At 51.4% G+C, this 16,572-nt stretch carries 14 protein-coding genes and 1 riboswitch; of the genes, 5 read left to right on the forward strand and 9 right to left on the reverse strand.

The genetic code is table 11. The features are described 5' to 3' along the window. From HMPREF9469_RS30575 to HMPREF9469_RS06470, 5 genes are all read right to left on the reverse strand, one after another. Positions 1-585 (reverse strand): collagen-like domain-containing protein (locus HMPREF9469_RS30575; RefSeq protein WP_007860266.1); only part of this gene is annotated, 585 nt, incomplete at its 3' end. Between the two features lie 292 nt (positions 586-877). Then, positions 878-1,627: a hypothetical protein gene (locus HMPREF9469_RS06455; protein WP_007860267.1), complete on the reverse strand. Its 750-nt coding sequence runs from the start codon at positions 1,625-1,627 to the stop codon at positions 878-880. A gap of 24 nt (positions 1,628-1,651) precedes the next feature. Further along, positions 1,652-2,233 (reverse strand): DUF4489 domain-containing protein, encoded by a 582-nt coding sequence (locus tag HMPREF9469_RS06460; RefSeq protein WP_007860268.1) that lies wholly within the window; start codon positions 2,231-2,233, stop codon positions 1,652-1,654. Positions 2,234-2,262: 29 nt separating this feature from the next. After that, on the reverse strand, positions 2,263-2,802 hold the full coding sequence (locus HMPREF9469_RS06465; protein WP_007860269.1) for a DUF4489 domain-containing protein: 540 nt from the start codon (positions 2,800-2,802) through the stop codon (positions 2,263-2,265). Positions 2,803-3,025: 223 nt separating this feature from the next. After that, positions 3,026-3,688, reverse strand: a complete 663-nt coding sequence (locus HMPREF9469_RS06470) for a cyclic nucleotide-binding domain-containing protein (RefSeq protein WP_007860270.1) — start codon at positions 3,686-3,688, stop codon at positions 3,026-3,028. Positions 3,689-3,790: 102 nt separating this feature from the next. Between HMPREF9469_RS06470 and HMPREF9469_RS06475 the strand changes: the two genes are divergently transcribed. Both HMPREF9469_RS06475 and HMPREF9469_RS06480 read left to right on the forward strand, forming a co-directional pair. Next, the gene (locus HMPREF9469_RS06475) at positions 3,791-4,705 is read left to right on the forward strand and encodes a DMT family transporter (RefSeq protein WP_007860271.1); all 915 of its coding nucleotides are present in this window, start codon (positions 3,791-3,793) and stop codon (positions 4,703-4,705) included. A 132-nt stretch (positions 4,706-4,837) separates the two neighbouring features. Continuing rightward, a riboswitch (glycine riboswitch) is annotated at positions 4,838-4,935 on the forward strand. A 146-nt stretch (positions 4,936-5,081) separates the two neighbouring features. After that, positions 5,082-6,524: an alanine/glycine:cation symporter family protein gene (locus HMPREF9469_RS06480; RefSeq protein WP_007860272.1), complete on the forward strand. Its 1,443-nt coding sequence runs from the start codon at positions 5,082-5,084 to the stop codon at positions 6,522-6,524. Here the strand turns inward: HMPREF9469_RS06480 and HMPREF9469_RS06485 are convergent. Together HMPREF9469_RS06485 and HMPREF9469_RS06490 are read right to left on the reverse strand one after the other, a co-directional pair. Next, positions 6,496-9,222: a M56 family metallopeptidase gene (locus HMPREF9469_RS06485; protein WP_007860273.1), complete on the reverse strand. Its 2,727-nt coding sequence runs from the start codon at positions 9,220-9,222 to the stop codon at positions 6,496-6,498. The two genes, HMPREF9469_RS06480 and HMPREF9469_RS06485, sit on opposite strands and share 29 nt — an antisense overlap. Then, a complete protein-coding gene (locus HMPREF9469_RS06490; protein ID WP_007860274.1) occupies positions 9,215-9,598 on the reverse strand; it encodes a BlaI/MecI/CopY family transcriptional regulator in 384 nt (127 codons plus the stop codon). Before HMPREF9469_RS06490 ends, HMPREF9469_RS06485 begins: the two co-directional genes overlap by 8 nt. Before the next feature lie 178 nt (positions 9,599-9,776). On the opposite strand from HMPREF9469_RS06490, the gene HMPREF9469_RS06495 reads away from it, so the two are divergent. Next, positions 9,777-11,660, forward strand: a complete 1,884-nt coding sequence (locus tag HMPREF9469_RS06495) for a PEP/pyruvate-binding domain-containing protein (RefSeq protein ID WP_007860275.1) — start codon at positions 9,777-9,779, stop codon at positions 11,658-11,660. 205 nt (positions 11,661-11,865) lie between these two features. On the opposite strand, the gene HMPREF9469_RS06500 is transcribed toward HMPREF9469_RS06495, so the two are convergent. Next, positions 11,866-12,576 (reverse strand): Crp/Fnr family transcriptional regulator, encoded by a 711-nt coding sequence (locus tag HMPREF9469_RS06500; protein ID WP_007860276.1) that lies wholly within the window; start codon positions 12,574-12,576, stop codon positions 11,866-11,868. A gap of 248 nt (positions 12,577-12,824) precedes the next feature. On the opposite strand from HMPREF9469_RS06500, the gene HMPREF9469_RS06505 reads away from it, so the two are divergent. After that, complete coding sequence (locus HMPREF9469_RS06505) at positions 12,825-13,706, forward strand: TylF/MycF/NovP-related O-methyltransferase (RefSeq protein ID WP_007860277.1); 882 nt, start codon at positions 12,825-12,827, stop codon at positions 13,704-13,706. 112 nt (positions 13,707-13,818) lie between these two features. Continuing rightward, entirely contained in the window at positions 13,819-14,154 is a 336-nt protein-coding gene (locus HMPREF9469_RS06510; protein WP_007860278.1) for a hypothetical protein, read from the forward strand. Positions 14,155-14,163: 9 nt separating this feature from the next. Here HMPREF9469_RS06510 and HMPREF9469_RS06515 read toward each other — a convergent pair whose 3' ends face one another. Beyond that, the gene (locus HMPREF9469_RS06515; protein ID WP_007860279.1) at positions 14,164-16,572 is read right to left on the reverse strand and encodes an FAD-dependent oxidoreductase; all 2,409 of its coding nucleotides are present in this window, start codon (positions 16,570-16,572) and stop codon (positions 14,164-14,166) included.

Here is a 16,572-nt window from a genome sequence, read left to right on the forward strand (position 1 = left end):
GGTTGCTCCATCCGCTCCTGTTGTTCCGGCAGCCCCTGTAGGACCCGTTACTCCATCCGCTCCTGTGGGACCGGTGGGGCCTATTCCTCCATCTGCTCCCGTGGGACCAGTTGCTCCCGTGGCTCCGGTTGCCCCAGTCACTCCATTCGCTCCCGTGGGGCCAGTTGCTCCCGTGGGGCCTGTCATTCCAGTAGGTCCAATAGGACCGGCTGCTCCAGTGGTTCCCGTAGCTCCTGTGGGGCCGGTTGCTCCTGTTGGCCCGGTTATTCCAGTAGGCCCTGTGGGACCAGCAGGGCCGGTTGCTCCTGTTGCCCCGGTTAGCCCGGTTGGCCCAGTTGCCCCAGTCCGCCCGGTTGCTCCAGTCGCCCCGGTTGCTCCAGTCGCCCCGGTTGCCCCAGTCCGCCCGGTTGCTCCTGTTGCCCCGGTCGGCCCGGTTGCCCCGGTCGGCCCGGTTGCTCCACGGCCGCAGCAGCAGTTACAGCCGCCGCAGCCGCATGAGCTGCACATATCTGCCGCAGATTTGCTGCATCGGTTTCTGCTGAATGGAACATTACCTTCGTATCCTGGTCTGTTTAATTCATTCATATTGATTGCTCCTTATTCATAGATTTTCGCTTTTAGAAAGCCTATCCTGCATAGCTGACCTCTCTTTATGGCTCATAAGATCCAGCCTTACTATCCGCCGTATTTTGTCTGCATACCTGCAATCCGGGGGATATTTTCAAAATAAGTGGGGATGCTTGTCAGCTCTATATTACTATATGACGGACAGGCCGCTAAGGTGCAATGCCCCTTCTGCCTCCCACAGCAAAGAACCTCCGCCGCCATGGTAAATCCTGATGGCTGCAGAGGCTGTAAATGTATGATAACTAATATCCTAATAAATGGTGGCTCTTATTTCCTGAAGAAGGGAATCCAATCCCAGCTCATTACAGTCATTGATCAAGCCCAGTGTAATGAACTTCTCAAAAACAGACTTTAACCCAACCCTGTCATTTTTCTCCATCAGGCTGGCTGCTTCGTTTATAAGCAACAGCACTTCGCTGTTGGTATCTGTTTTCTTTGTATAGCTGCCGTACAGCCTTTTCAATTCCTGCACGATCTGGCCATTCAGTCCCCCAGATACATTCAATTCCAGGACGCTGGATGCTTTTTCAGGTTCTTCCTGTTTTGTCTGGTTAATGATCTCACCGCCGTTTTCAAAAACAATCTCACAGTGGGCCATACCTGCATCCCCTTCCATATGATGCTTTAACACCTCATAAAACTCCATGGCAAAGGATTCGCTTCCCGACTCAAATGAACAGACCATCCCACTGCAGAGTTCCAGATATACATGATCCTTTCCGCCTGTTTGCGTATCCGTTTTTTTCCCGGATCTAAGATGAATGCCCATGTATATGCCCAGGACCGCCAGCATGACAGCCTTGTTCACGATCCCCGGTCCGGACAGCGCGATCATAAGAAGGATAAGTACCATACTGATTGGAAATGTTCTTCTAGGACTATCACCCACCCATATGCGGACAACTCCCGGAAGCCGTACCGCATGGCCTTCCCAGCTTATAACATTTTTCTCAATCGACATACGGGAAACGTTATATTCTTTTATTTTTTGTGCCTCCATAGGGAGTTCCTCCTATCAGATAGATTAATTATTTTCCATGATGGTAGCAATCAGGACCGGGTTTGCAATCAGCCCTGTTCCGCCGGATCTTATACCTGCCACCTCCACCTGCACACTGTAGCTGCAGCATGGACTTTTCATTGAATCACGGTCACATGCCGACAATGTGAATGAATCGGATCCTGTGTTGGCCACTGCCCTGGTATACAGTACGCCGGAGCTGACGGGAACAGGAAACGGCTGGCATTTCTCCTGCTTAAACATTTGAAACCTTAAATGAAAACCGGATACATTGGCTGTTATATTGCATGAAAAATTTAAAAGCACCAGAAAATCCTTACAGCCGGATGTATCCAGATTCAGGGAAGCCACATGATACGTGGCCTCCCCCGCCATGCCTTCGGGCAAAACCAGTCCCCCAAATGAGGAGCTCTTTAACAGTAACCTTTTGCTGTTCTCATGTCCATTGCCGGAACACACACTGCCATTGACATCACGCCCTGGGCGTGACTCAACACGGTTCTTCATGGGATAATTCGATTGGGGTCTGCACCTGCCTGTTCCAAAGCACCCAAACCCACAGCGTCTGAAATTACTGTTATACATAGCCGCTCCTCATTGTTCATGGAATCAATTTATTTACAGCCGCACCCGTTGTCAACTACAATTGCAGAGAGAGTTGCATTGTTGATGGAAGTAACACCAACAGTTGCCACGCCTGCAACAGTTGCAACCACGCTGTAGTTACAGCATTCTTCCTCACAGATATCACAGTCGCAAACAAAGAACGTAAAGGCATTGCTCTCAGTAACAGCTACCAGACGTGAGAACGTCCATACGGGACCTACCGGAATAGGAACCAGCTGGTTCTTGCACTGTTTGAAGATCTGCAGGTTAAGGGTCAGTACGCCTGCAGTGGTTACGATATTGCTTGCAAACTCAAATTTGATGCATGGTTTGCGGAATCCTCTTGTATCCACGTTCACAGAAGCCACTGTAAAGTTGGTTCCTGCTATGGTAGCCAGAGGAAGGGTAACAGCACCAGGACAGCCGCACTTTAACAGGGTCCTGTTAGGAGGAAGATATTGGGGCCTGTCGCACTCGCAGCAGCATTTGCACTCATAACAGGACTCTCTATTTTCACTCTCACAATTATTATAATTTGTATCGCTCATAATGAACCTCCACTAAATTAGCATTACTATATTTTCTAATACCGATTTGGTATAGTATAATATATTAAATTCGGACAAAAGTGTGACTGGCTTGACTTTTTTCTTTTTCTTTCCCCCATCCGCCTTAAGGCATGTTCAAAAAATTGATCGGCCGCCTGTTTTTCTCCAACAAAAAAGACAGGATCCTGCTTTTTCCTGCCTTTATCCTGTCTTTTCGTTTCATTTATAAAAATTCCGTTGCCTTTTCAGCCAATGACTCCCTGTCCAGGATCCTGTATCCGTTTTCCCGCTTTTCCAGCACCCCGTCTTCACAAAGACGGTTCAAAAGACGGAACATATGGCGGTAACTCATCCCCACGGAACAGGCTGTATCGGTAAGGATATCGCTGAAGATCCCATTGTGGGAAGTTTGAAGGATGTACGCACAGAGACGCTCTTCCCCCGAATACAGGGAAGCGGACACAAAGTTTTGTGAACTGCGTATCAACTTCAGTGCAAGTTCACTCCCAAGCCTGTTTAGGAACCGGACATTGGATTTAAGGTAAAGGGCATTGCGCTGAAAAGGTATGGCAATGCATTCAAAATCCGTCACAGCCACAATGCTGGTGGTGGCAATATAGGTATCTGTCATCAGTTCCAGATCTCCCATCAGACCTTCGCAAATATAATAACAAAGCACAAGGTTTTTGCCGTTCCTGGCAGTGGAGCAGACCTTTGCGCTGCCCGATACCACCACAAACAGGTATGTGATGGGCATTCCCTCCTGCAAAATAGTTTCCCCTGCATGAAACTTAAGGCATACGCAGGAATCCAGCGGAATGGCCTGTAATCCATATTCGGCCAGTTTCACACAATGTTGGTCCGATAAAGGCTTTCTTTGCATCATTTTCCCCTTTCATTATACATGATACAGGTTTTGACTAGTATGACATATGTCCTATGCAGCTGTCAATATCTCACAGTACAATATAGGCAGGGAGGTGGGAAAATGTATCACGCATTGTCTTTTTTAACCGGGGTGGTCATTGCCGTAATGGTATTTATCAACGGAGGTCTATCAGAATACTACGGGATTTTTGTGGCTGCTGTTATCATCCATATAGTGGGGGTGGTATTTGCATTTGTGCTGTGCGCCGCACAGGGAAAACGGATTCCGCCCAGGCAGCATCAGCCCCTGTGGATCTATCTGGGCGGCGCAATCGGCGTCCTGACCACTGTTTTTAATAATTTTGCCTTCGGAAAGATCAGCATGACCAGCATTGTTGCACTGGGACTGTTAGGCCAGACCGCAGCGTCCCTGGCCACTGACTGCCTGGGTCTGTTTGGCATGGAGCAGCATCCCTTTAAGAGGGAATCCTTTATCGGCCTTGGCTTTTCTCTATTTGGCATCTTTATCATGATGGACCGTACCGTGGGTTCCGCTGCCTGCGCCGCTCTTTTTTCCCTGGCGGCAGGTGTTTCAGTGGTACTTTCACGTACCGTAAATGCATGCCTGGCCCGGCATACAGGCGATCTTCAGGGTTCCCTTGTAAACCACCTGGTGGGCCTTCCCATTACGATCGTGGTCGCCGCCCTGGTCATCATGCGGGATCCTGCAGCATTTGCCGATCTCTCCTGTCCGTCTGTTTTTTCAACTCAGGCATGGATATACTGCGGAGGGATCCTGGGTGTTTCCACGGTGTTGCTCTGCAATATCACGGTTCCCAGGGTATCTGCCTTCCGTCTTACGCTTCTGACCTTTGTAGGACAGCTTTTTACAGGAATCCTTCTGGATCTGTGTTCAAAAAACACCTACCCCGGCACCTCCTTTGTGGGGGGCATTGTGGTTGCGGCCGGCATGGTGTTCAATCTGGTTTACGAACATGTGTCCGCGGTCAGAAAACCAAACGGAAAATCCTATTGACAACCGGCCTATCATATGATACTTTTGATACCGTCAACAAAAAACAACAGATGATGTTCGTAGGAAAAAGCAATGGCTTGCCGAAGGAGTAACACTCTCAGGCTTCCGCACCGGCGGAAAAAGACTATGGACGGATGTAACTCTGGAGAAACCCGCTTCAGTGCGGGGGCCGAAGGTGCAAAGTGCGCAGAGCGCACCAATCTCTCAGGCAAAAGGACAGAGAAAGATTTGAATGATACAGTACGCATTCAGGACCTCCATGGGTCCCTATTCCCTGATTCCGTTACGTGAGATTGATTCCAGAAGACTGGAGGCAGTCTCATTTTTTTGCTGTTTTTAATGTTGAACAATCAATGCAGAAAAGAGGAATTAAAACATGTGGCAGACAATCAATCAGGTACTTGAACAAATCGATGATCTGGTATGGGGCGTTCCCCTTATGGTCCTCATATTGGCCGGGGGCATCCTGCTTACAGCAAGGCTTGGCCTTCTTCAGATCCGCAGGCTCCCACTGGCGCTTCAATGGATGGTTAAAAATGAAGAAAACGGCGAAGGGGAGGTGACCTCCTTCGGAGCCCTCTGTACCGCCCTCTCAGCCACCATTGGAACAGGCAATATTGTGGGCGTGGCCACTGCCATTGCCGCCGGCGGGCCGGGCGCCCTGTTCTGGATGGAGTTGGCGGCATTTCTTGGAATGGCCACCAAATACGCGGAAGGGCTACTAGCGGTCAAGTACCGGGTGGTGGATGACAGCAGCCATGTGCTGGGCGGGCCGTTTTATTATATTGAACGTGGAATGGGCGCAAACTGGAAGTGGCTGGCCAGGATCTTTGCATTTTTTGGCGTCTGTGTGGGTCTGTTTGGAATCGGGACATTTTCCCAGGTCAATGGAATCTCCTCAGCAGTGAATCATTTTTTTGATCCCAATCAGTCCTGGACCGTGACCATTCCAGGGATCGGAACCTATTCCTGGACCGTGGTCATCGCGTCCCTGATCCTCAGCGTGTGCGTGGCGTTGGTCCTCATTGGGGGAATCAAGCGCATTGCCAATGTATCCCAGGTGATCGTTCCTTTTATGGCCGTGGTCTATATCCTTCTCTCAGTTGCCCTTTTGCTGTGCAACCTGTCCGCTATCCCTCAGGCAGCTGTGACCATTGTAACAGGCGCATTTAACCCATCTGCCGTCACGGGCGGTATTGTGGGCACCATGATCATTTCCATGCAAAAAGGGATTGCCAGAGGCATTTTCTCCAATGAAGCCGGACTTGGCTCTGCTCCCATTGCCGCTGCAGCTGCCCAGACAAAGGAGCCGGTGCGCCAGGGCCTGGTTTCCATGACAGGCACTTTTATTGATACCATTGTGATCTGCACCATGACAGGCCTATCCATCGTGCTCACCGGTGCATGGCAGGTGGAGGGTCTGACCGGAGTGGCCATCACAAACTATGCATTTAACAGCGGCCTTCCTCTTCCGGCCATTGTCTCCTCATTCCTGTTAATGCTCTGCCTGGTGTTCTTTGCCTTTACCACCATCCTCGGCTGGGATTATTATTCCGAGCGGTGCCTGGAATACCTCACCGGCGGCAACATGAAGGTGGTCAAGGCATACCGCTGGCTGTATATCTTTGCTGTTTTCATCGGGCCATACATGACAGTAAAGGCCGTGTGGACCATTGCTGATATATTCAACGGCCTTATGGCCCTGCCCAATATGATCGCGCTGTTTGCACTGAGCGGTGTGGTAACGGATGAGACCAAACGTTTCTTTCAAAAGGACCGTGTATCCTGCCTCACTTCTTTGTCCAGGCATTCTCTGTAAAGTGAACGGTCCGCGCGATCTTAAGCAGATCCGATTCATGATACAGATCCCCGTTCAGTGAGATGGCATACATCTCATCACTGTCCGATTCTGCAAAAAATATATACCACATGCGGGAAGTCCTGTCCTCCTCTGGTATGGGGCCGTGCTCAGCCTCTGCATCTGTGAGGGATGCAGATGTGTACATATCATGGCTTACAAGTATGAGCAGGGCAGGGACCTCGCAGTCAATGACGGATACCGGTTCGCTGATAAACATGGAATGGTTCCACGGATACCCGATCTCCATCAGTTCCCCCTGTTCAAATCTCCGGTAAAGCCAGTCTCCCGTAAACCGCTGTACCGCTCCGGCTGATCTCCATTCCTGAGGGACTGCAGAGGTATCCACATATCTGTTCAAATCCTCCAGCCGTCTTTGGGCGGCCTGATCTGAGGTAAGGAACAGATTTCCTCCGCTGCTGTTTCCCAGGGCTTCCATATAATCTCCATCTGAAAGTTCACCGGGCAGGCGGTAGGTCAGGTAATCAGACATCTTCCTGTGAGTGGCAAAAAAAACCTCTATCTCCCCTCTGTCCGCCAGCTTTATTCCATACTTTTTAACAGCTTCCGGAGTCTGGTACAGATTCAGCCATTCCCCTGTGGTCAGACGCTGCAGGCTGATGTAATCCAGATCGCCTGACCTGGTCTCATAGGATACCTGGATCTCATACGGTTCATCCAAATGGACAAACGGATAATGTTCCACCCGGTTAAGGGAATTTTCATCCTCGTCTCCATCCACCCTGTCCGGTTCCGGAAAGTTCTTCGTCCATTCTGCAAGTGACGCGGCATCCGTCACACCGGCCAGCCTAAGGACGTCATCCATTGAAATCCGATCCGTCCCATCTTCCGTTCCCTTTAACGTCCCATCCAACGCCCCCTCTGGCGTTCGCTCCGCCCGTTCCGCCTTTTCTTTTGGACTGCTCTCCCCATCCTCTCTTTTATCCAAAGCTGATTCCGGAATCTCCGTAAGCTCCTCCGGTATCCAGATTCCTTCCCCTCCAAAGGGCTGTATCATGGTGACAGCCGCCCTGCTCTTGTCCGGAAATGTATAAACCACCACCTTACTTTTGCTCTCCGCCGCCGTCCCCATGTCCGCCGCCGCCGTCCCCGTGTCCTCCGCCGCCGTGTCCAAGTTCTCCACTACCGTACCCTTTCCGCCGTGGAGATTCAGCAGATACTCCATTGCCAGGTCGGGATATCTCAGATCCCCCAACACCGGGTCCGAGGCGGCATGTTCATTCAGGATTTCTGCCATTCCGTCTTTCCGGTAATCCATAGGGGTTCCTGCGATTCCCCGTCCATACGCCTCATAAAACTCCCGGGCAGATAGAATACTGTCATATTCCTTCAATGTCTCCTGCTCCACATACCAGATCCCATCTTCCTGTTTCCAGGTAAGGTGCTCTTTCCAAACCCACCGGTGGGGATCTGACGTCATGGCATAATAGGTAATCTCCGACCGGCTGCCTTCTGTCTCTGTTTCGTACAACTGATCCATGGGCCATGGACTGGACCAGCCAAAACCGATCGCCGGATCCCCCGGCTGTGACTGGACCTGGTCCATTTTATAAAACCCGTCAGGATCTTGCGGATCAAACATGTCCTTAAGGGTGTTCCCCTCCCTGCCGCAAAAAGCATTGGCCCACGCCTCGGTGCGTGCAGTGATGTCAGACTGGGATTGTTTTCCCGTATAGGTGCAGACCACCAGAACCGTCAGGATCAGGACCAGGATGCAGGCCATCACCCTGGTGGTCACCGGGTGTTTTGCCAGTATGGCGATCCGTTCTTTCACAGCCCTTTTCCCATTCCACATGTCCGGGGAAACATTCAGGACCCCTGCCCTATGCCGCCTCTTTTCCATCAGGCTGATCAGGGTCCTGCCATAGGCGATTCTCTCTCCCTCCCCCAGCCGGCGTACCACAGCCGCATCGCAGGCCAGTTCACTGTCCCTCTTGGATAAAAAAGCCGCTGCCCAGACCAGCGGATCGATCCAGTAATAGCACAGCAGGATACACCGCAGCATACTCCATATATGGTCATGGTGGCTGGCATGGCAGTCTTCATGGATCAAAATATGGCGCAGCCTCCCCTCATCCTCTGCCATGTCCCAAGGGATATAGATGGCCCGGTCACAGAGAAACGCCATAAAGCATGGGGTACTGAGACCTTGAACGCAGTAAACGGGAAGCTTTGTGATCCCATATGTATCCCCCAGATACCGCTCCCTCCGCATATAGAGGCTCCATGAAAAATGCAGGTTGGTCCACATCATGCGGGCAAACAGCAGGATTCCTCCCAATATCCACAGCGTGAGAATGATCAGATTCCAGTCATGGCCCGCGGCCCTCCCAGCCACGGTTACCGGGACAGCATAGGGAATCACCTGCCCTGTGCCCAGATTATCTAAAAGAGGTTCCGCTACCGGCCGGACAGCTGCCATCTCACGCAGGTTATCCGCCGCATTCATCACACTGAATGGACTTTCAATGGTCCTAAACCAGGAATACAAAGGAGAAAACCAAGGGATCATAAGGCGCAGTGCCACTGTAGCCCAAATTCCATACTGTATTCCGGGACTGATCCTCCCTTTCAGGAAAAGGCGCAGCAGGCAGATTCCCGCAATAAGAGCCGAGGAGGTAATAAGTGTCTCAATCATGCCTCTCCTCCTCTGCCTTTTCCAGGATTTCCTTCAGCTCCTCTATATCCTGATCGGACAGTTCCCTGGAATCTACCATGGCATTAACCATCAGGCTGAAGCTGCCCTGAAATACCCGGTTCAGAAATCCCCGCGTCTCCTCCAGGACAGTCCCTTCCCTGTCCACCGCCGGGTAGAACAGCTTGGCCCGCTCTCCTTCCCGGTGGCGGATGGCGCCCTTGGCCTCCAAACGTTTCAGCATGGTAATGATCACATTACGTTTCCATCCGGTCAGTTCCTCCAGCTCCTTTGTCAGCTGGGTAATGGTCTTGGGCGGGTTCTGCCACAGCAGGTTCATCAGTTTCCATTCCCCGTCCGATAGATTGATCTTATCCATATGCAGATCTCCTTTATCCGTACCTTTTATTGCTTTACTTACAATTTAGTATACATTTGTATACTAAATTGTAGATCCATACAGGATATATGTCAATAGAAATGATCAATTTTCTTCCATCCGGCCTTTTTTCTGTTATAATAGTAAGACAAACACTACCTTATCAGGAGGATGGCAAATGGCAGACTATCCACAGATCTTAATAAAAGAAAATTTAACAAGAGAAGAACGCAAATGCATCTGCAACCAGATCATGACAACGGAAAGCCACATGGAGCAGCTGATCCTGAAACATTTTACAGATGATGATTTCAGACATGTGTGGGACCGGAAAATAGGCGGAGGCGTCATTGGCGGCAAAGCCTGCGGACTTCTTGTGGCCAGAAAGCTGATCGAACTTATGATGGCGGATTACGCGGCCTACGTGGAACCTCACGATTCTTTTTTTATCGGTACGGATGTATTTTACAGGTATCTGGTCCTGAACCGCTGCTCTGAGTTAAAAGCGCGGCACAGACTGGAAAAAGATGATTTTAAGGAAACGGACGAGCTGACAAACAGGCTGCAAAACGGCCGCCTTCCGGATGATATACTTAAAGAGCTGGGAGAAATGCTGGACCACTATGGGTCCACCCCCATCATTGTGCGCTCCAGCAGCATCATGGAGGATGGATACGGAAATGCCTTTTCAGGAAAATATGAATCCGTTTTCTGCATGAACCAGGGTACAAAGGAAGATCGGCTGGAGGAACTGGAATGCGCGGTGCGCAGGGTATATGCCAGCGTAATGAACGAGCAGGCCATTGAATACCGCAGGAAACGCCATTTACTGGATGTGGATGAACAGATGGCCCTGCTGATCCAGCCCGTGGCCGGACAGGCGTACGGTGATTTCTATCTGCCGGTGGCTGCAGGCATGGGTTGTTCCTACAATCCCTATAAATGGATGGAACAGCTGAACCCGGAGGCCGGTATGCTCCGCATGGTCATGGGGCTTGGGACCAGGGCGGTGGAACGGACTCCGGGGGATTACCCACGGCTTATATGCCTGGACCGCGCCCAGGCCAATCTGCGCACCACCATGGCTGAGAGGCATAAGTTCTCGCAGCGCCAGGTGGATGTGCTGGACTTTACCGCCGGACAGCTCTGTACCAAACCCTTGGAGCAGATCATAGAACTGCTTCCAAAATGGCAGGGAAAAATGGTCCTAAGCCATGATACGGAGGCGGAGGACATGCTGGCCCAGCGGCATATTTACCGAAAGGTATATTTTGCGGACTGTCAGGGACTGGTGGACAACTTAGACTTTATACATATGATGCGCGATCTGATGAAAATGCTGGAAACAGCTTATGAACGGCCGGTGGATGTGGAATTTGCCATTACCAGCCCGGAGGAAGGGATATGGCGCCTGAATCTGCTGCAGTGCCGCCCCCTGCAGGCTGCTCTTTCGGAACAGGTCCATATACCTGAGGGTGTGGACCATCAGCTTTTATTTGATGTGCGCAGGACCTCCATGCGGCGCTCCAAGGAAGAAACCATGGATTATATCGTGTGGGTGGATCCCCAGAAATACTATGAATACCCATATGCAAAAAAGCCGGACGTGGCCCGGCTCATCAGCCGGATCAACCAGCATTTTGAGGATACGGACAAGAAGCTGATGCTTCTTGTTCCGGGACGGATCGGAACCTCCTCCCCTGAACTTGGAGTTCCGGTGGTCTATTCAGAGATCAGCCAGTTCAATGCCATCTGCGAGGTGGCTTATGACAAAGCCGGCTATCATCCCGACCTGTCCTACGGAAGCCACATGTTCCAGGACATGGTGGAGGCAGACGTTTATTACGGCGCTATCAACGACAACAGTAAGACCCGCCTTTACCAGCCCGGCCTGCTGGCCAGATGTCCTGAGATTCTGAAGGAGCTGTGGCCCCAGGAGGAGGAACTGGCAGACATTGTAAAGCTGTATGATGTCAGCGGATCCCGCGCCACCCTGACCCTGGATTCCAAGGAAGGGCGCGCAGTTTGCCGGATCAGGGGCGCCGCAGGCTGCAATGACTAAGTCTCTTCCAGCCCGCGGACGGATTTCCGCTCCACCAGTTCACCTTTCATGATTTCCCGCAGAGGAGGGCGGCCCTTTTCAATCTGTTCAACCAGACACTCCAGGTTCTTAATACTATAAAACAGAACTTGGAAGAAAATCAAGAACCAGAATCAGGTTCCCTTAGTTTCCGGTATTGTGCGGGCTTTTTAGAGGAGAATCACAATCACTGGCAGATCCGCTCCTGGTGCCGCTTCAGCTGCTCCAGGCTCCTGATACAATAAAATCCATTGATCTGTTCGATCAGCGCCATCTCTTTCAGCTCCTTGATGGCCCTCACCGCCGTAACGCGGTTTATTCCCAGCAGGTTGGAGAGCAGCTGCTGGCTTATCTTTTCCTTGATCAGGATCTTCCCGTCATAGGGCACGCCGTAGTGCTCCGCAAAAATAAGAAGGAGATCGCAGATTTTCCACCCGGCATTGTGAAAATTCGTATGCCGTACCTGCTCCATTGCGGACAGGAACTTGGTGGAAAGGGATTCCATGATATCCATGGCCAGCTGCGGATCGCCGGCAATCCCCTCCAGCAGCATCTCCTTGGTGATACAGACTAATTCTGACGGTTGGACCGTCTTAAAATTCACAGGGGATTCCTGGTCAAAGAGAAGGTTTCCTTCCAGAACAAGGGAATTGCTTTCATTGAAATTATAGATCCTCTCCTCCCCCGTCACAGTGGTTTCAAAGGCAGCCACCCTGCCCTTTTTTACAATGTAGCAATAGTTGGTCCTGGTTCCCGCCTGGACTAGCATATGGTTCTTGGGAAATGATTTCTTTTGTCCCAGCTTTTCCAGCCTGGATATTCCCCTTGGAAGATACAACAGACGCGAGACAAAGTTTGCATGCGGCATCTGCACAGCAGCACTCGGTACTTGATTCACCCAATCCACCCTCTCTTTTTGTGAATTTTCACTACAACAGCCCCAAAATTCCCCGTTTCGTTTTAACAATATTATAACACTGTCATGTTTTTAACAACCAGTAGTATATGCTACATTATATCAAATATTTACAGGTGATGTAAGTGCTATAATGGTAGCATTGATTTCTTTTACAGTTTCCAGTATTATGTTATACAGAGAGAATATAATCACCGCCTGAAAAGGCGGAAGACCAATGGGAGGGAACGATGAAAACTGTCATCATCCTGGGCGCGGGCCAGTTTGGACGGGGGATATCCAGGCTTCTTAATACGGAATATATGGAATTAGTGGGATTTGGAGATAATGATCCGTCCCTCTATCATTTAAACAAAACAGAGAAACAGGAAAGGGGATTCCCGGCAGATGTTCCCATTCTTTCCGTGGACCAGGCAGTGCGCCTGGAACCTGACTATATCATCACGGGCGTTACGGACCCGGCACGGTCCGGACAGTTAAAGAGCCAGGCGGTCCACTCTGGTTTCCACGGAGAATTTATTCTTCTCCGGGACCTTTATGAGCAGTTTGACATAAGGAGCGCTACCTTAAAGCAGATGGCCAAGCGTCTTCACTGCCAGAAAATCCCCGGCCATATAGCGGAGCTGGGGGTCTATAAAGGGGATACCGCCTGGAAACTGAACGCGCTGTTTCCTGACAGAAGGCTGTATCTGTTTGATACCTTTGAGGGATTTGATCCGCGGGATATTGAGAAGGAGGAAGCCCTTGGATGTTCCCGGGCAAGAAAGGGTGAATTTTCGGATACAAGTGAAACAGCCGTACTGAACCGTCTTCCGTTTCCCCAAAACGCAGTGATACGTAAAGGGTATTTTCCGGGAACTGCACAGGGTCTGGAGGATGAGAACTATGCACTGGTCAGTCTGGATGCAGACCTCTACGCCCCCCTTTTATCCGGGCTGGAGTACTTTTATCCCCGTCTGTCCCCCGGAGGCATGATCCTTCTCCATGATTATAACAATGAACGCTTCCAGGGAGCACGCCAGGCGGTTGAGGACTATGAGAAATGCCGCCATCCTCTTGTACTGGTCCCCCTTTGCGACCTTCATGGAAGCGCTGTGATCGTGCGGCCTTAAACGGCCGCATTTTCTTACTTGATTTTGTTTGTCTTATAGTGTATTTTTAATACAGACAGTAACAGTTCAGGACGGCTCATCTTCCTGACCGGCACATATCTGGAGGGACAAAATGGACAACATTGATTTCAAACAGCATTTCATCCATGCCTGCACCCACATGGGCATAAAGGATTACCAGCATCGTCTTTTCACCGTGTGCCCTGTTATGGAGAAAAACAAAAACTACTCCTCTGCAGATGATATGATGAGACTTCTCTTTCTCCCAAGGCAGAGGACCTGTACCTTCAATGAGGTATTGCATCTTTTTACATGGAAAGAGGGCTTTTATCCCCTGTGGATCAATCTTGATTGTACCGGCAGGGATATCATCCTAAGCACCAGCCTGAGGATGAGGAAAGCCGGAGTCCGTGATGACGGACAGTTTTATCCCTTCATCACGGACTGAATTTTCCCTTTACTGTTTGTTGTCTGCCCTTAAGACAGCATTTACCAGCAGCTCCTTTATCATGAATAATTTGTACTCATTCTTCCCCATGGGAACAGCATCCCGAACAGCCAGCGCGGCTGCCTCTTCTGCCATCTCTTCCGTCACCCTTTTTCCTCTGAGGAACTCCTCCACCTCCGGCATACGGTACGGTATTGGCGCAACGCCTCCAAACACGATCCGGGCATCCCTTATTACATGATCCCCTACCTCCAGGCAGGACGCAAGGGAAACAATAGCAAAATCAATGGCATTTCTCACACGCTTTTTATCATAATGCATCTCACCCTTAAGCTTTGGTACCCGGATCTCCTTTACCAGTTCCCCCGGTTCCAGGATATCCTGTACGGTCAGTTCCCTTGTCAGCAGTTCCTGTGCCGTCAAGGTGCGCTCTGTTGTTATGATCTTTGCTCCTGCCATCACAAGCACCGGGCTTATATCCGATGGACTCACCGCATAACAGCCGCAGTTCATACAGCGCCCCGCCTCGGCCTGGGCCGTTTCCCGGTCAAAGGAAGCCGTGTCCTCCCCTGTCAGCGTTCTCTCCTCCGGGGAAACCTCCGCCAGCTTATGGGCCGCCTCCTCTTCCACTGCTTTGGGGTCAAAGTGCAGCCATGGATCCGCCTGGGGCGAACCGGCATCCGAAACAGGATCCCCTCCTGGCATCATCCTTCCCTTTTCTCCCAGCTCCCGGTCCATCCCCGCAGCTGCCACACGCCCCGCAAGGATGGCGCGGATGGCAATGTCAGGTCCGGTAACAGCATCTCCGCCTGCATAGATTCCCTCCTCTTTTGTCCGGAAGGATTCCAGGTCGGCCTCGATCAGCCCTCGGGCGGATTTAAGCTGTTCCCCAAACCGCTCTCCCAGGAAATCCAGGTCCACCCTCTGGCCGGTTGCCAATATGATGGTATCTGCCTCGATGAATGTCTGCTCCGTCTCCTCATATACAGGGGCAAAGCGGTGTTCCCCGTTGAAAACAGACAGGCATTTTTTAGCTGCCAGGCCGGTGACCTTTTTGTCTTTGTCCGTGACCACTTTTCCCAGGCCCCAGCCATGATAGATCTCCACCCCCTCTTCCTTTGCCCTTGCAACCTCCTCCGGCGTGGCAGGCATCTCATGTTCCTGCTCCAGGCAGACCAGCTTCACATGCTTAGCTCCCAGTCTGGCTGCGGTAAGGGCCACATCCATTGCCACGTTTCCGCCCCCGCATACAAGTACCTGGCTTCCAATGGCCTTTTCCAGATATGTGTTGACTTCCACCAGGAAGTTCAGGCCAAACTGGGTCAGGTTCTCTCCCTCCAGACCCAGCACAGGCTGTTTCCAGGCGCCGGTCCCCACGTACACCCTGTGGGAGTTTTTCCTGATCTCCTCTAAGGTGATATCCTTTCCCACGTGGACGCCAAGCCTGAACTCTACTCCCATATGTTCCAGCGCTTTCACATATGCATCCACTATATGCTTTGGCAGGCGGTAGTGGGGAATGCCGTACTGGAGCACACCTCCTGCCTTCTCCATGCGGTCATATACCACCACCTGGTGGCCGGACCTGCGCAGATAATAGGCTGCAGACAATCCGCCCGGCCCTGCGCCCACAATGGAGACCGTCTTTCCTGTCCCATGTTCCGGGGCTGCATAGTAGATGTCGGCGTGTTCCAGGATATAATCTCCCAGGGACCGCTCCACCCCATGGATGTTCACACTGTCGCCGTATGTACACTGGTTGCAGTCGTCCTGGCAAGGATGGGGACAGATACGGGAGGTCATCATGGGCATGGGGTTATACTCCATAATGATCCTGGCAGCCCCATCCCAGTCCCCGTTTCTCAGTCTTGCCATATAAGCCGGCACATCGGTACCCGCCGGACAGGATCCGGCACATGGGGAACCATGACAGGCCATTCCCCCAAACACGGAATGATAGCGGTTCTCCCCATTGATAGCATAGCAGGTTTTGCCCCCTTTTCGCTTGCAGTCCAGCGCTCCTCCCATGGTATCCGGGTATCTGTAGTACCAGCATCGCACGTCCTGGCATATATTTCCTCCCACGGTGCCGATGGAACGGATCAGCGGGGAAGCAACCGAATAGGCGGCCTCTGCCAGTGCAGGGCACAGATCCTTCACTGCCCGGTCCCCGGCTATCCTGTTCAGTTTGCATCCGGCCCCGATGTCCAGCCAGCCGTCCGTTTCCTCAAGTGTGTCAAATTCCGGTATCTGCTTCAGATTCACCACTGTCTCAGGGTGTGTTTTCAGGATCCCGTCCTTATAGATACCAAGCAGATCCGAGCCCCCGGCCATGGCCTGACGCTTTCCCTTGCCCTCCTTTAAGATCCTCGCCCCTTCCTCAAAGCTGGATACAGTTACATGCTCAAACTGTTTCAT

The sequence above is a fragment of the [Clostridium] citroniae WAL-17108 genome, assembly GCF_000233455.1.
Taxonomy (GTDB): Bacteria; Bacillota; Clostridia; order Lachnospirales; family Lachnospiraceae; genus Enterocloster; species Enterocloster citroniae.

Bases quoted from the DNA above. Each gene is read 5' to 3' on its own strand.
- HMPREF9469_RS06485 (WP_007860273.1), bottom strand. From the start codon at position 9,222: ATGATTGAGACACTTATTACCTCCTCGGCTCTTATTGCGGGAATCTGC.
- HMPREF9469_RS06460 (WP_007860268.1), bottom strand. From the start codon at position 2,233: ATGTATAACAGTAATTTCAGACGCTGTGGGTTTGGGTGCTTTGGAACA.
- HMPREF9469_RS06480 (WP_007860272.1), top strand. From the start codon at position 5,082: ATGTGGCAGACAATCAATCAGGTACTTGAACAAATCGATGATCTGGTA.
- HMPREF9469_RS06515 (WP_007860279.1), bottom strand. From the start codon at position 16,572: ATGAAACAGTTTGAGCATGTAACTGTATCCAGCTTTGAGGAAGGGGCG.
- HMPREF9469_RS06505 (WP_007860277.1), top strand. From the start codon at position 12,825: ATGAAAACTGTCATCATCCTGGGCGCGGGCCAGTTTGGACGGGGGATA.
- HMPREF9469_RS06475 (WP_007860271.1), top strand. From the start codon at position 3,791: ATGTATCACGCATTGTCTTTTTTAACCGGGGTGGTCATTGCCGTAATG.
- HMPREF9469_RS06455 (WP_007860267.1), bottom strand. From the start codon at position 1,627: ATGGAGGCACAAAAAATAAAAGAATATAACGTTTCCCGTATGTCGATT.
- HMPREF9469_RS06465 (WP_007860269.1), bottom strand. From the start codon at position 2,802: ATGAGCGATACAAATTATAATAATTGTGAGAGTGAAAATAGAGAGTCC.
- HMPREF9469_RS06510 (WP_007860278.1), top strand. From the start codon at position 13,819: ATGGACAACATTGATTTCAAACAGCATTTCATCCATGCCTGCACCCAC.
- HMPREF9469_RS06495 (WP_007860275.1), top strand. From the start codon at position 9,777: ATGGCAGACTATCCACAGATCTTAATAAAAGAAAATTTAACAAGAGAA.
- HMPREF9469_RS06470 (WP_007860270.1), bottom strand. From the start codon at position 3,688: ATGATGCAAAGAAAGCCTTTATCGGACCAACATTGTGTGAAACTGGCC.
- HMPREF9469_RS06490 (WP_007860274.1), bottom strand. From the start codon at position 9,598: ATGGATAAGATCAATCTATCGGACGGGGAATGGAAACTGATGAACCTG.